Here is a 12410-nt window from a genome sequence, read left to right as displayed (position 1 = left end):
CGTCGCGAACGCCTCGGTCCCGACGAGTTGCCGGGGTGGGGGCCGGTCTCGCTGGATGCCGGATTCAGCAGTCGGCGGCGCGGGAGGGCAAGTCCACGGCCAGCGCGGTGGCGTTGTCTTTCCCTCCGGCCAGAACGGCGGCGTCCACCAGGGTGTTCGCGATGGCGTGCGCCGTGTCGCCTTCCGCCAGTATCGCCTTGATCGTGGCGATGCCCAGTGGCTTGTGCACTCCGTCGGTGCTCAGCAGCAGCCTGCCCGTGCTCGACCCGGTCGCGGCGTAGCCGATTTCGTCCGGACGCGCGGTGCGGGCGGAGGTAGTGACGAGATGGCCCATGCGTGGCGTAGGAACGCGTCCGCGAGCTCGGCACATCTCGGCGACGGTGTGATCGGTGGTGATCTGGTGCAGTACCCGGCCGTTCCACCGGTAAGCGCGACAGTCACCCACCCAAGCCACCTCACAGGGCCCATCGGGCCGACCGGCGGCGGGCAGCACCGCGACGACGAGCACGCTGTCGGCCGACGGCTCCGGGACCTCGCGCAGCAGTTCCCGCTGGGCCGCGATGATGCCCGCCCGCGCCCCCTTGCGTGCACCGAACCGCGCCGCCGCCGCGGCGACCGTGCGGGCCGCCCGGGCAGCCAGCAGATGGTCCCCGACGCCGTCGGCGACGACGAACGCGGTCGCCCCGGTCGTGGCGTTGGTTTCGGTCGCTACCGCGTCGGCGTTGATCGACCGCGACGCGCGCCGGCTCGCCGAGGCGCCCATGGCGCCGAGCAGCCACGAGGTCTTGATCCGCGGCATGCTCGCGGTGGTGCCGGTTCGCATTTGCTGGTCTCCTCGGGTTGGGCTGCGGGTGCTGCCGACCAGCACACTCCAAGGAGATCGCTTCATTCTTTGGGCGCGGCCAAATTTTGCCGTGTGAACGCTGAGAAAAAGCTCTCGATCGCGTTACGGAGCATCCCGGTCCACGAAGTCACCCTGTTGGCCGCCCGGAACGAATCCTCGACCGAGTCCGGGAAGCTGAGCGATGATCGATCACTCCTGTACCTTTGCAGCGCTGTACTGACGTCTTCGGAAGTCACTGAGGCTTCCATGGATTGGGTCGGAACTGTGAGCTTCATGGCCGATCTATCGCTGACGCGGCCGCGTTGATCAATGGTTGCTGTTGCACAGTGTGCCACCCCAACCGGCGTCTCGATTATCGTGGTGGGGTAGCGAAAGGGGATGGGAATTGTACGACTCGCGGGCGTGCACTGTAGAGGTCATCGAATCCCACGACTGATTCATCGTGAGGCCGCGGCATCGGTCGACGATGTCTGACCGAATTCCGCTCACCTCCCTCTGGTCGACCCTGATCAAAGCCACACGCCGATAACGTCACAAGGCGCGATCGTCCGCATCAACAGCGAGCTGGGGGTGCATAATTCGATCTCTGGATTCATGCGAGCCGCTGAGCTCCGCCTCATAACGGCCTCAGACGAACTCGTGGCAACAGTTGGCATCAAGGCCATCAAGCTTGCCCGCAAAGAGGGTGCTCCTGTGGTCGACGTCAGTCATGTAAACAAGGCGTACGCTGCGGTAAACGGACCCGGCTGGGACGGGGTGTGGCTCGCATTCTTTGGCGTATTCGCCGGGTTGGCTGGCAACTTTGTGATCACAGCCCTGACCTCGAATCCGGACCGTCATACGTTTTGGTGGGCACTGACCGCGGTCTCCTTGGTGCTAGCAGGTTTCACATTTGCGGGGTGGGTGGTCGCTCGGAAACGCGCCGTAAGCCTATAGACCTAGCGTCCGCAGGTCGGCGGATGAGGCCGCAGGCTTGCGCACCCAGATGATGGCGGCCATGTGCCAGCCCCCAGGGAGGCGGTCAGCATCTGTTCAGCGGAGGCCAGGTCGAGGTCTTCGGTGTCGAGCACCGCGCGGATCTGCGCCGCACGGGTGCTGTCCGAACGCGCGTCCCAGCGACGACGTTCGTTTTCGTAGATGTCGATGACGCCTTCGATAGCCCGGTCGATGTAGGCGTTGACCAGAGTGTCAGCGCACGGGAAGGATCGGCTACCAGGGCGAGGTTGCGGGCACGCTGGGCATCGCGGAAGGTTTGCCGGAAGCCAGCCAGCCCGGTTGCGGGATCGCCGATCGCGATGCGAATCCCCGGCCGCCGGTGCAGATCTCGTTCGAGCCGCCCGGTGTCGAGCGAAGGCTTGCCGCTGGAGATATCCAGGCCCAGCAATTCTGTTCATCGATCACCACCGTCAACGGTTCCTTCCCGGTCGCGGTCGTGAGCATCGCCGCCTGCACTCCCGAGTCGCTCTGGCCAGCTTGCTCATCGATCACCTACCCGACACCGAAGCCTGGGGGCATCGAGTACTGGGCGACCTCATGCGCGACGATACGACGACCGCACGCCTTCGCGAAACGGTGCAAACCTATCTGGACGTCCGCGGCAGTCTCACCGACGCCGCCGCGCGCATGCACGTCCACAAGAACACCGTCCACTACCGGATACGCAGGGCCGAGGAAGTGCTCGGCCACCCTTTGACGGTCAACCGGCTCGAAACCGAAGTCGCGCTGATGATCTCCGAGCAGCTCGGTCTCGATCAGCGGTGATCACCCCGACTCCGGCAACGCGGACCGCGCTCCTCCAGTGCCTCCTGCTGGTAACTGCGTCGAGGTGGTGCCGTGGCTCGACGGCGAAGCGCGACAGAACTCGCGCGGCCGACCGCTTCGAGCACACAAGTCGCCCTTCCCGGGTGCTCCCACGCTCGCAGCGATCGGCCTGGCGCAGTTGTTCGGCCGAGAGTCATGCCAGCCGGTAGAGGGCGGGTTGTGCGGAGATGTCGTTGGCGGCGAAGTTGGCCAGGACGAACCGCCGGAACGAGGGCCGGAAGATCATCTTCGGCGCCACGTCGCGCAGGCGGTCCCACCGGCAGTGGTTGATGATGCCGTAGTCGCGCGATTCCCCGGGGAGCGGCTGCATGACTCGGGAGTTGTCCAGCCCGGTGTTGACCGCCCACCATCCCGCCGTGTATTCCCACACCGGGACGAGTTCCTTTTCCTCCTGCCCGTAGAAGAAGTTGAACAGGAACACCCCTTGCCGCGTGGCGTCGACATCGCCCATATTGCGCGGGTTGGCGGCAGCAAGTTCGAAGGTACGCCGGGCCCCGGCCACGACGAGCTGTGTGAGTCGACGGTAGTGGGCGTGGGTCCGCAGTGTGTCGATCATTGCGGGGCTAGTGACCTCGACGAGGATCACCACGTCGTAGCGGGCCGGTCGCAGCCGATCCGCGGCGACCGCGCGGCGCAGCAAGCGGTGATTCTCGCCGAAGACCAGGTGGGCGAATCCTCGGAACACGGTGGCGCGCACGACCTCCGGGAGCCGCTCGAGCTCCGCGGTGACCGTTTTGGCCTCGCGGATCAGGCGAGCCTTGGCTCGGCTGCCGGGCAGGAACATCGGCCGGCGGTCGACCTCGGCTGCGAGCAGGAGATATCCGGTGCCGCTCGGTGCGACCAGTGCGGCCTGACTCGGGTTGAGGTGTTCGTTCACGATGCGCATGTTCGCACTCCATTCTCGCCTTTTCTGTCAACACTCGTTTGCCAACGAGCGTTGGCAATCATCATGGACCCATGACTCCGGGAAGTCAACAACCGTTTGCAAACGGTTGTTGGTATACACTGCGGGACATGAGAAGGTCGTCGGCGCAGACCAAGGCCGTGATATTGGAGGCCGCCCGGGAGCGGTTCGCCGCCGATGGGTACGACCGCACGACGATCCGCGCGATCGCCGGTGATGCCGGCATCGATCCGTCCATGGTCATGCGCTACTACGGCAGCAAACAGCAATTGTTCGCCAATGCAGTGGATCTGGACCTGGAACTGCCCGACCTGGCAGTCCTGCCGTCCGACCAAGTGGGCCAGGCCCTGGCCGCCCATATCGCCGATCGGTGGGAGGGCGACGAGGTGCTGCGGATCCTGCTGCGGACCGCGGTCACCGATACCGACAGCGCCGAGCGGATGCGCGGTATCTTCGCCGCTCAACTGGTCCCGATGATCGCCGAGCTCACCGGCGATCCCGCCGGGGCTCCGGCCCGGGCCGGGCTCGCGGCCTCCCAGGCACTCGGCTTGGCGCTGTGCCGGTATGTGCTGCTCATTCCGCCGGTGGTCGATCTCTCCCGCGAAGCCATCATCGAATGGCTCGGCCCCACACTGCAGCGCTACCTGGTCGGTACGCAATAATTCTGCGCTGTCGGGTATTTCGTGCAGACCAGCGGTATCGGCCACGGCCGGTACGGCGTAACCGGCTCCGAGAGGGACCACCACACGCCGGCCCAGCCACCGCCCATCGACCTCGACGCCCAGCCCGGTGACGACACCGGCCACCTCTTGCCCCAGCGTCATCGGCACCCGCGGCGGCGGAACCGGAGCCGGGCGTCTCCGGCGGGAGCACCGAATCGATCCGGTGCGCCCCCCGGCCGCGTGCAGCTCGACCGGTATCTGCCATGCACCCAGCACCGGGTCGGGCACCGACGCGCACACCAGCCGTTCCGGCGCACCGAACTCGTACTGCCGTATCGCGTACACCTCGACTCCCCGAGTTCGAGGTGGCCAGGTTCTCAGCGGCGGTCGAGTCCGGACAGGCGCCACGCCAACCGGTTCCGCACGGGCGCGGCCTTACCTGCCAGCGCCATAGCGGTATTGCGCATCGGTCGCACCCGCGCGGAGGCGGTGGCCAGGTCGGTGAGCCGGCTCGCTGTGGATACCACGGTTGCGGCGGTGCGGCGCCGAGCGGCGGCGTATTCATCGAGCAGGCTTTCCGGTTCACCGGTCAGGACCCGGGACAGCGTCGTCGCGGCCGTGACGGCGTCCTCGATACCGAGGTTCATTCCCTGGCCGCCTGCCGGTGAGTGCACGTGCCCGGCATCGCCGGCGAGCAGGACCCGGCCGTGGCGGAAGGTGTCGGCGATCCGGTGGTGGACGCGGAAACGTGACCCCCACACCACTTCTTCGACCACGACCGGGTGGGCCTGCGGGCCGCGTTCATCGAGCAATCCCTGCACGAACGCGATATCCGGGTCCTGCGGTGCCTCGTCCACGGTCGCCACGATCCGAAATCTGTCGTCGGGCAGCGGCGCGACCACTACCAGCCCGGCCGGTGAGAAGAACAGGATGACCTCGTCGGTGGGTACTCCGCCGCTGAGGCGGACGTCGGCGAGGGTGAACGATTCGGCGTAGGTGCCGCCGGTGAATCCGATTCCCGACCGTTCCCGCGCCAGGCTGTGCATGCCGTCCGCCGCCAGCAGGTAGCGCGCATGAAGCGGCCCGCCTTCCGAAAGGGTCGCGGTGACCGAATCCGGTTCCTGCGTTATCCCGGTGACCGTGGCCGGGCGGGTGACCTTCCCGCCCAGTGCGGTGAGCCGATCCAGCAGGAATTTCTCGGTGTCGGCCTGGGAGATCATCAGCGTGTACGGGTAGGCGGTGGGAAGCTCGTTGAACGGAATCGCCATCAGCAGGCGATCCCGGTCGCGGATCGTGAAGGTCGGGGTGTGCACGCCGCGCTCCACCAGGGCCGGGACCACGCCGTAGGGCTCCAGTATTTCCAGGGTGTGCGGGTGTACCACCGCCGCGCGGGAGGTGTTGGCGCCCTCGGCCTGCCGGTCGACGATCACAACGTCGTGTCCCCGTTGTTCCAGTACAACCGCCGCGGTCAGGCCGACCGGGCCCGCTCCGACGATCAGCACTTCCGCTATCGGATTGTTCATGACGGCTCCTCGAGCTCAATACTTTTCGGGATCGGAGAAAGGGGGCGAATTCACGGTTGTCGATAGATAATCGAGAAGTCTCAGCGGAGGAATCCGGTGATCAGCGGGTTGGTTTGCGCGGGGCAATCCTCATGGACGGTGTGCCCGCAATTCGGGAGGACGGTGGCCGCCGCATCCGGGATGCGCGCTGCCAGGCGGCCCGCCTGGGATGCGGGCAGCCAGCTGTCAGCGCCGCCCCACAGCACGAGCGTGGGTGCGGCGACCCGGGCGAGCCCGGCGTCGGTGAGCCGGAAGTCCATGTTGCGCCACAACGACAGGAAACCCGCGCGATTGGCCGGCCGGGAGAACGGTGCGTAGAGCTCGTCGATCACCTCTTCGGTGACCAGATGCTTGTTGTGGAAGGTGCCGCGGATATTGTCGGCATAGAAGGACCGGGTGGTGAGGTCGGTCGCGAGCTCGCCTACTACAGGGGTGGTGAACAGCGGTGTGACCGGGGCCTTTTCGGCGTCCAGACCGGGCGAGTCGAGCAGGACGAGGCGTTCGACGCGGTCGGAGTGCTGCTCGGCGAAGTACAGGCTCCAGGCACCACCCCACGAATGACCGACGAGCGCCGTCCGGTGCAGGCCCACGGCATCGAGGAAGGTCGCCAGCGCCTGCGACATCGCCGGCAGATCGTAGGCGAAGTCGCCGCGGTGCAGTTCGGTGAATCCCTGGCTGGGCAGGTCGACGGCATAGACGGTGTGTTCGGCGGCCAATGCCGGGATCACGTCTCGCCAGGAGTACCCCCACAGCCCACCACCCGCGACGAGCACGACGGGCGATCCGGTCCCGGTCCGGGTGTAGTGGAAACGAGCGAGCTCGGTGTCGACATACCGTGACTCCACCCGCGAAAGGTACTGCGACTGATGGCCCAGGGTCGGCGGCTGCGCGCGCGCGACGGGAACGACGAAGGCGGCAAGTGCGCCGACCAGCACGGCGGCGATCGCGGCAAGCCGGGTGAACACCGGTTTCGATGTCATGACACAACTTTCTGATCAGAGGAACCCTGTGCCTCTTGGACGAACGACCGTCGCCCCGCGTGACGGACCGTGTCGCAGGTCACATCCCCGCCAGATAGTTTCGGTGGATCACGGCTCCGTGCCCGGTTCCGGCCCGGGGAGTAGAGCCGCGGCGGCGGCCCATGCTCGGGCGAGCCCGAACTCGGCCACGCCGCGGATCAGATCTCGGAAGGTCTCCTCCGTGGCGCCGTCCGCCCGCGCCAGCTCCGCGTGCAGATGCAGAGATGCTCCCCGGGTCTGATAGAAGATATCCACGACCAGGCAGGCGAGTGCCCGCTCCCGGACACTGAGATACGGGCGGGCTCAGCGCTGGGCGAACTGGTCCTCGGTGAACGCCGCCAGTCCCGGGTCCACGTCCTGCATACCGCGCACCGCGCGGGCGAGTGCGCCGCTGGGCGGCACCGGCGCGACCGGGCCGGTGTCCTGCGCGGCGGGTAGGCCGAGCTCGGCCAGGCGCTGGAAGGCGGAGACCAGGACGGGGTAGCCCACATAGGGGGGCCAGGTGACGGTAGAGCTCCCTGATGGCCTCGGGCTCGACCCGTCGGCCGTGGTGTCTACGGTGGGGACAGATCGGTCGCTGACCGCGTCGCGACGTGTTCGGTCCGATCCACCACCCGCCGTTGCCTGGTCGGCGGCGGTTGCGGCGGTTACGGGAGTCCGGCTCGATCGTCGTCGAAAGTCGAGGCGCGCTGCGTGCGCGGCGAGGCTTGGAAGAAGGACTCGAGGTGGAACTCGCTGACGGCAGGACATCCACCACCGGATCAACCGCCGCCGAAGAACGGGCACGGCCTGCTCGATGTCGAGGGAGATCCCGAGCCGGCGTTGGTTCACTCGATGGACGCCGACGCGGCTGTGTGCGGACTGGATGTTGCTGCCGCCGCCGGCGGCGGTCGAGGTCAACCGCGCCTACGCCCGCGTCTACCCGGGTGCACTCGAGGAAGCGACGGGACTACCGGGAGAGGTGCTGTTCGACGCGCAGGGGTGGGCTCGCGCGATGATCGGTGACCCTGCTCCTCCGGTGAGGGATCCAGGGGGGCGGGTACTGGTGCCCGGGATGGCGCCGGTGCCACCGCCGGGCTGGCGCTCTGCCTACCCGCAGCCGGGTCTTCCGCGTCGCGGATCGTGGTTCGCGCGGCTGCGGCGGCGGTTGCGCGGTGCCATCACGCGCGCCGCGGCCGACGTGATCACAGCTGGCCCTGTTCCATTGGAGCGCGATCTCATTCCGACGCGTGAAATCGGACATGCTGCTGGTCAGGCGCATGAGCCGGAGTAATTCAGCACAGTTGGGGTCGCTGTTGCCTGCCGGTATGGCAACTTCGCGCGCGTTGCGCGGCCGGCCGAGGGGGGAGCAGCAGCTGATGAAGCTGCATGCCTGGCTGCTCGACCAGAACCCGTGCCGGACCCGAAAGTGTCTGCGGCGCTGAGTGTCGCCGACATTGTGCATTTGCTGCCCGAACTCGCCTGTGTCCTGCCCCGCACAGCCTTCGAAGCGATGACCGAGGCGATTTGGCGTTATGGCCCCGGTGCGCGCTGGTCGGACTGATTCGTGTTCGGGTCGGGTAGGAAGGGCCTTATGGTCTCGGCATTCGATCGGCACTTGGACGCTTTCCGTGGTTACCAGGCCACGCCGTGGGGTCGGCTGCGCTATGAGCAGGTGGCGGCCAATCTCGCCCGGCATCTGCCGGACCGGTCATCGCTGGCGGTGCTCGACGTGGGCGGGGGCAATGGCTTGGACGCGGTGCGCTTGGCCGCTGTGGGACACCGCGTGACTATCGTCGACATGTCGCGTGCCTCGCTCGATGAGGCCATGGCGCTGGCCGCGGCGCACCGTTGCGCGGATTCGATCGAGATCCGGTGCGCAGACATCGCGGACCTGACCGCTGTGGTGGCGTGCGATTCGTACGACGTGGTCATGGCCCACAATGTGCTGCAATACGCGCCGGACCGACCTGAAGCGCTCGAGTCGATGGTGTCGGTGCTGGGGCCGGGCGGACTGCTGTCGGTGCTCGTGCCCAATCCCGCCAGCGACCCGTTGACCGCGGCTGTGCGGCGCGGGGAGCTGGACGAGGCCGTGCGGCTGCTGGACGCCACAACCCGGACGTCGGTCACCTACGACACCGAGATCGACGCGGTCACAGCGACCGAGCTGGCTGCCGATATGGTCGCCGCAGGTCTGGGTCGACCGGTCCGTTACGGGGTGCGCGCGGTGTGCGATCTGATCAGTGACGACGACGCCAAACACGATCCGCAGTTCTTCGCCCAGCTGTTGCGGCTGGAGAATCTGCTCGCCGACCGGCACCCCTATGTCGAAACGGCCCGCTTCGCCCATCTGATCGCGGCGAAACCCGAAGCGACACTACCGGACAGTGTGGCTGACCTCGAGGCGCGCCGTGTGCCGATGGATCTGGCCGGCTACGAACGGCGGGTGCGGGCCGAGCAGTGTTTCGTGTGCGCCTTCCTGGCCGGCGAGCCCGGCTACGAGCACCACACGGTCTTCGACGACGGCGAGCATGTCGCGTTCCTGAACCGGTATCCCACGTTGCCCGCCTATGTGCTGGTGGTGCCGCGCCGCCACGTCGAAGACGTGGTGGGCGATCTCACCACCGAGCAGTACCTGCGGCTGCAATCGGTGGTGCACCGGGTCGCCCGCGCCGTCGCCGCGGTGACGAATCCGGAGCGTACCTACGTGATGTCGCTGGGCGCGAAACTCGGCAACGCGCATGTTCACTGGCACATCGCCCCGCTGCCGCCCGGCGTGCCCTACGCCTGCCAGCAGCTCTACGCGGTCGACGCATCCAACGGCATCCTCGACTACAACGACACCGAGATGACGCAGTTCGCGACGCGGATCCGTGCAGCACTGGCCGACGACTCATGACTGCGATCCGCTCGGCTCAGGACGGCTCGGGCTGGACTCGGCGCACACGCACAATCGGCGCGGCGATCAGCTGATCGCGGAGTTTCGCCAGCCGTGGGTAGCGGTCGATGAGCGTATGCCTTTGCGGCTGACCACCAACCTGCACCCCGCTGACCGAGGTGACTATGCCACCGAACAGTCTGTCCGCTCAATGCTCGCTCGGCTCGCCGCGACATTGGCCGATATGACCTCTGTTCGCGAAAGAAAGCTCTGCACAACGATTCCCACGGATAAGCGGCGTGCGGCCGGTAGTATCCACAGGGGCGTGCATGCCCGGCAAAGGGATGATGTGGGCCGCAGGCCCGATACCACGCAGTCGCCCGCACTACTCGGCAAAGGTGTCCATCATGGGTCTTCTAGCCGACAGCTCCGACCGAGAGAAGATCGTCACCGAGCTGCCCGAACAGCTCCACGAACAGCTGAAGGCCAGAGCAGGCCAGTTCGGCCTCGAGGTCCAGACCGCCGTGGAACAAGCCATCGCCGGATGGCGCGAGCTGGAATCAATACCCGCCACCATTGACACGGCGGGGGCCGAGTCGTTCGCGACCTTCCTCCCAATCGGACAGAGGGCGGAATTCCGGAGTATCGCCCAACAGCGCCGCGTGCCGCTGGTTCAGGGGGTCGCCCAGGCAGTCCACATGTGGCTGGAGGCCAACCGCCCAGCGGAACTACCCAGGCGAGACTCGATCATCTTCGGCTGAGCCGACCAGAACATTCAGTAGTTCTGGTTCAGCCGAGTGTGGCATACATGCGATCACCGCGGCGGCGCTGGGCTCGTTCACGACCGCCGATATCCGCAGCCACAATTGCAGAGGTTAGCGCAATGGATAGGTGGAAGAATGAACCGACTTAAAAAGCTGGCAGCGGCGCTCTGTGTGGCTCCTATGGTGATTCTGGCGCTATCTGGCCCGTCAGCGCAGGCCGATGACTCTTGGGCTACCGGCCATTTAGTGGGGGCGGCTGGTAAATGCATGGCCGTGAGTGGGGGCGGCTCAGCAGATCGTACGCCGATCGTGTTGGCAGACTGTACCGGCGCAGTGAACCAGCAATGGGTGGTTCAGCCTGACGGCTCCCTGACCGCTCTTGGCAAATGTCTCGGCCCTTGTCGGCACCGGAACCGGGAGTGGAACACTGACCCATCTGTATACTTGCAACGCAACAAAAAGACAGCAGTGGAGGTCGGACGGATCGAGGCTGCGTAACGTGCAGACGGGTAAATGCCTGGATATCGTGGACGGCTCCACCGATAGCGGTGCCCGGCTTCAGATCTGGGAATGTCACGAGGGGGCGAACCAGAAGTGGAGCCTCCCTAGGACCGGCCCTGTCGTCGGGCCTGGCGGCAAGTGCATGGACGTTTACGGGGGCTCAGATGCCGCGGGCACATCGATTGTGTTGTGGCCCTGCCTTGGGGGAGCGAACCAGAGGTGGACCGTTAACGCAGACGGCACGCTGCAAATCCTCGGAAAATGCCTTGATGTAGACGGTGGCGCCACGAAGAACGGCACGCGAGTGCAGTTGTGGCCCTGCAATGGAGCCGAAGCGCAGCGGTGGGAAAAAGGCGGAACACCAACGCGTTCTACGCTCCGTAACCCTCAGTCGGGTCGATGCCTGGACGCCGAGGATGTTTCCGATGGCACCCAGCTGCGGATTTGGAACTGCCACGGGCAGCCGTGGCGACTTCCGGCCCACATCAAGTAGAACAACTCTACCGAAGACCAAAAGCACAGACCTACCCGACCGACTGTATCCATTGTTACGGCGAGACTTTCCAGCACGGCTACAGACGGTCTGGGAACGCGATACCAGACATGGAGAGGATGGAGAAGATGAAAACCTGCCCGGCGACGGTACCGCGGCGCGTTGGGCGAGCGGCCCTGATCTCGATCATGACCCTCGGAATTTTTTCGATAATGACGCCGACAGCCTCTGCCAACGAGATCATCGAGATTGGCGTCTCGGATCCGTCCGGTTGGGAACTATTGACGGAATGCGAGAGTCATGGCATGAACTGTACATTTACCGTCCAAGGGACAAGTGACGTGCTCGAGACGCCGAGAGTGCCATTCAAGCAGGTGGGTTCCTCGGCAAAAAATTGCAGCTCGGCCAGCCTGGTGCAGACCGTCGCATGGAGTGATGAGACGAGAGCTGCGTACACCTTCGGCGTGAACGTCGGCCCGAATGTGGCGAATATTGCCTTCGGAGCCTCATCCGAGACCGCACACACCGAAGGCGGAAGCACTCAGGTGACGGTGGACCAGGGGACCATTGCTTTCGTCGAACGCGCGCAAATCATGAAGATCTATTATGGGTACCTTGAGACTCCATATATGCAAACTTACCCCGACGGGCCTCCTGATCAGAAGTATCGGATCTACACTGGTATCTTCAAAGCTGTCCCGGATGGAACAGACGGTAAGCATTCAACTATTCAAACAACGACTCGCAGTCTGAGTGATGAAGAAAAGTCGACCTGTTAGCCCAACCAGTGACTCGAGGATTTTACCTGGGAGGGTCTGCGGCCGAAGGTGTGTGGATGCCGAGACCTGGTCAGGTCAAGCTGGAAACGGATGAGCGATTGTCCGACCGCATCGCGGTCGGGCTGTCGACGTGGACGTTTCCGCCGGAGTTGGTGGATCGTGTGGTGGCCGATTTCACCCGCCGACCAGGCAGCGCCGCCGACG

The 12410-nt window shown here is 65.6% G+C and carries 13 protein-coding genes and 1 pseudogene; 7 read left to right on the top strand and 7 right to left on the bottom strand.

Annotation, left to right across the window (positions count from 1 at the left end):
• Window positions 1-64: 64 nt before the first annotated feature.
• A complete protein-coding gene (locus M8859_RS05425; protein WP_249643942.1) occupies window positions 65-823 on the bottom strand; it encodes a PP2C family protein-serine/threonine phosphatase in 759 nt (252 codons plus the stop codon).
• Window positions 824-1865: 1042 nt separating this feature from the next.
• Window positions 1866-2228 carry a hypothetical protein gene (locus M8859_RS37530; RefSeq protein WP_195071110.1) on the bottom strand — a complete coding sequence of 121 codons (363 nt, stop codon included), beginning with the start codon at window positions 2226-2228 and terminating at the stop codon, window positions 1866-1868.
• Window positions 2229-2317: 89 nt separating this feature from the next.
• Here M8859_RS37530 and M8859_RS05420 point away from each other — a divergent pair, with 89 nt between their 5' ends.
• A complete protein-coding gene (locus M8859_RS05420; protein WP_249643941.1) occupies window positions 2318-2605 on the top strand; it encodes a helix-turn-helix domain-containing protein in 288 nt (95 codons plus the stop codon).
• A 193-nt stretch (window positions 2606-2798) separates the two neighbouring features.
• Here the strand turns inward: M8859_RS05420 and M8859_RS05415 are convergent, their stop codons facing one another.
• A complete protein-coding gene (locus M8859_RS05415; protein WP_195071109.1) occupies window positions 2799-3551 on the bottom strand; it encodes a hypothetical protein in 753 nt (250 codons plus the stop codon).
• Window positions 3552-3679: 128 nt separating this feature from the next.
• Between M8859_RS05415 and M8859_RS05410 the strand changes: the two genes are divergently transcribed.
• Window positions 3680-4231 (top strand): TetR/AcrR family transcriptional regulator, encoded by a 552-nt coding sequence (locus tag M8859_RS05410; protein ID WP_249643940.1) that lies wholly within the window; start codon window positions 3680-3682, stop codon window positions 4229-4231.
• A 377-nt stretch (window positions 4232-4608) separates the two neighbouring features.
• Here the strand turns inward: M8859_RS05410 and M8859_RS05405 are convergent, their stop codons facing one another.
• The 4 genes and pseudogenes from M8859_RS05405 to M8859_RS05390 all read right to left on the bottom strand — a co-directional run bounded on the left by M8859_RS05405 (window position 4609) and on the right by M8859_RS05390 (window position 7301).
• A complete protein-coding gene (locus M8859_RS05405; protein WP_195071107.1) occupies window positions 4609-5754 on the bottom strand; it encodes an FAD-dependent oxidoreductase in 1146 nt (381 codons plus the stop codon).
• Window positions 5755-5834: 80 nt separating this feature from the next.
• Window positions 5835-6773: an alpha/beta fold hydrolase gene (locus M8859_RS05400; protein ID WP_195071106.1), complete on the bottom strand. Its 939-nt coding sequence runs from the start codon at window positions 6771-6773 to the stop codon at window positions 5835-5837.
• Between the two features lie 108 nt (window positions 6774-6881).
• Window positions 6882-7091: pseudogene (locus M8859_RS05395) on the bottom strand (hypothetical protein); the annotation flags it as partial.
• A 24-nt stretch (window positions 7092-7115) separates the two neighbouring features.
• A complete protein-coding gene (locus tag M8859_RS05390) occupies window positions 7116-7301 on the bottom strand; it encodes a hypothetical protein (protein WP_195071104.1) in 186 nt (61 codons plus the stop codon).
• A 1084-nt stretch (window positions 7302-8385) separates the two neighbouring features.
• Here M8859_RS05390 and M8859_RS05385 point away from each other — a divergent pair.
• From M8859_RS05385 to M8859_RS05375, 5 genes are all read left to right on the top strand, one after another.
• The gene (locus M8859_RS05385) at window positions 8386-9690 is read left to right on the top strand and encodes an HIT family protein (protein ID WP_195071103.1); all 1305 of its coding nucleotides are present in this window, start codon (window positions 8386-8388) and stop codon (window positions 9688-9690) included.
• Window positions 9691-10076: 386 nt separating this feature from the next.
• Window positions 10077-10430: a hypothetical protein gene (locus tag M8859_RS05380; protein WP_195071102.1), complete on the top strand. Its 354-nt coding sequence runs from the start codon at window positions 10077-10079 to the stop codon at window positions 10428-10430.
• Window positions 10431-10568: 138 nt separating this feature from the next.
• The gene (locus M8859_RS37525) at window positions 10569-10931 is read left to right on the top strand and encodes a ricin-type beta-trefoil lectin domain protein (RefSeq protein WP_372492858.1); all 363 of its coding nucleotides are present in this window, start codon (window positions 10569-10571) and stop codon (window positions 10929-10931) included.
• Entirely contained in the window at window positions 10813-11427 is a 615-nt protein-coding gene (locus tag M8859_RS37520) for a ricin-type beta-trefoil lectin domain protein (RefSeq protein ID WP_372492857.1), read from the top strand. Before M8859_RS37525 ends, M8859_RS37520 begins: the two co-directional genes overlap by 119 nt.
• A 119-nt stretch (window positions 11428-11546) precedes the next feature.
• The gene (locus M8859_RS05375; RefSeq protein ID WP_159925792.1) at window positions 11547-12206 is read left to right on the top strand and encodes a hypothetical protein; all 660 of its coding nucleotides are present in this window, start codon (window positions 11547-11549) and stop codon (window positions 12204-12206) included.
• The last annotated feature ends 204 nt before the right edge of the window (window positions 12207-12410 follow it).

The sequence above is a fragment of the Nocardia sputi genome (genome assembly GCF_023501985.1).
The sequence above is the reverse complement of the archived record's forward strand: the minus strand, read 5'-3'. Positions and strand labels throughout refer to the sequence as shown.

Coding starts and splice junctions, on each gene's coding strand:
- M8859_RS37525 (WP_372492858.1), top strand. CDS start 10,569: ATGAACCGACTTAAAAAGCTGGCAGCGGCGCTCTGTGTGGCTCCTATG.
- M8859_RS05410 (WP_249643940.1), top strand. CDS start 3,680: ATGAGAAGGTCGTCGGCGCAGACCAAGGCCGTGATATTGGAGGCCGCC.
- M8859_RS05400 (WP_195071106.1), bottom strand. CDS start 6,773: ATGACATCGAAACCGGTGTTCACCCGGCTTGCCGCGATCGCCGCCGTG.
- M8859_RS05405 (WP_195071107.1), bottom strand. CDS start 5,754: ATGAACAATCCGATAGCGGAAGTGCTGATCGTCGGAGCGGGCCCGGTC.
- M8859_RS05425 (WP_249643942.1), bottom strand. CDS start 823: ATGCGAACCGGCACCACCGCGAGCATGCCGCGGATCAAGACCTCGTGG.
- M8859_RS05415 (WP_195071109.1), bottom strand. CDS start 3,551: ATGCGCATCGTGAACGAACACCTCAACCCGAGTCAGGCCGCACTGGTC.
- M8859_RS05385 (WP_195071103.1), top strand. CDS start 8,386: ATGGTCTCGGCATTCGATCGGCACTTGGACGCTTTCCGTGGTTACCAG.
- M8859_RS05380 (WP_195071102.1), top strand. CDS start 10,077: ATGGGTCTTCTAGCCGACAGCTCCGACCGAGAGAAGATCGTCACCGAG.
- M8859_RS05375 (WP_159925792.1), top strand. CDS start 11,547: ATGGAGAAGATGAAAACCTGCCCGGCGACGGTACCGCGGCGCGTTGGG.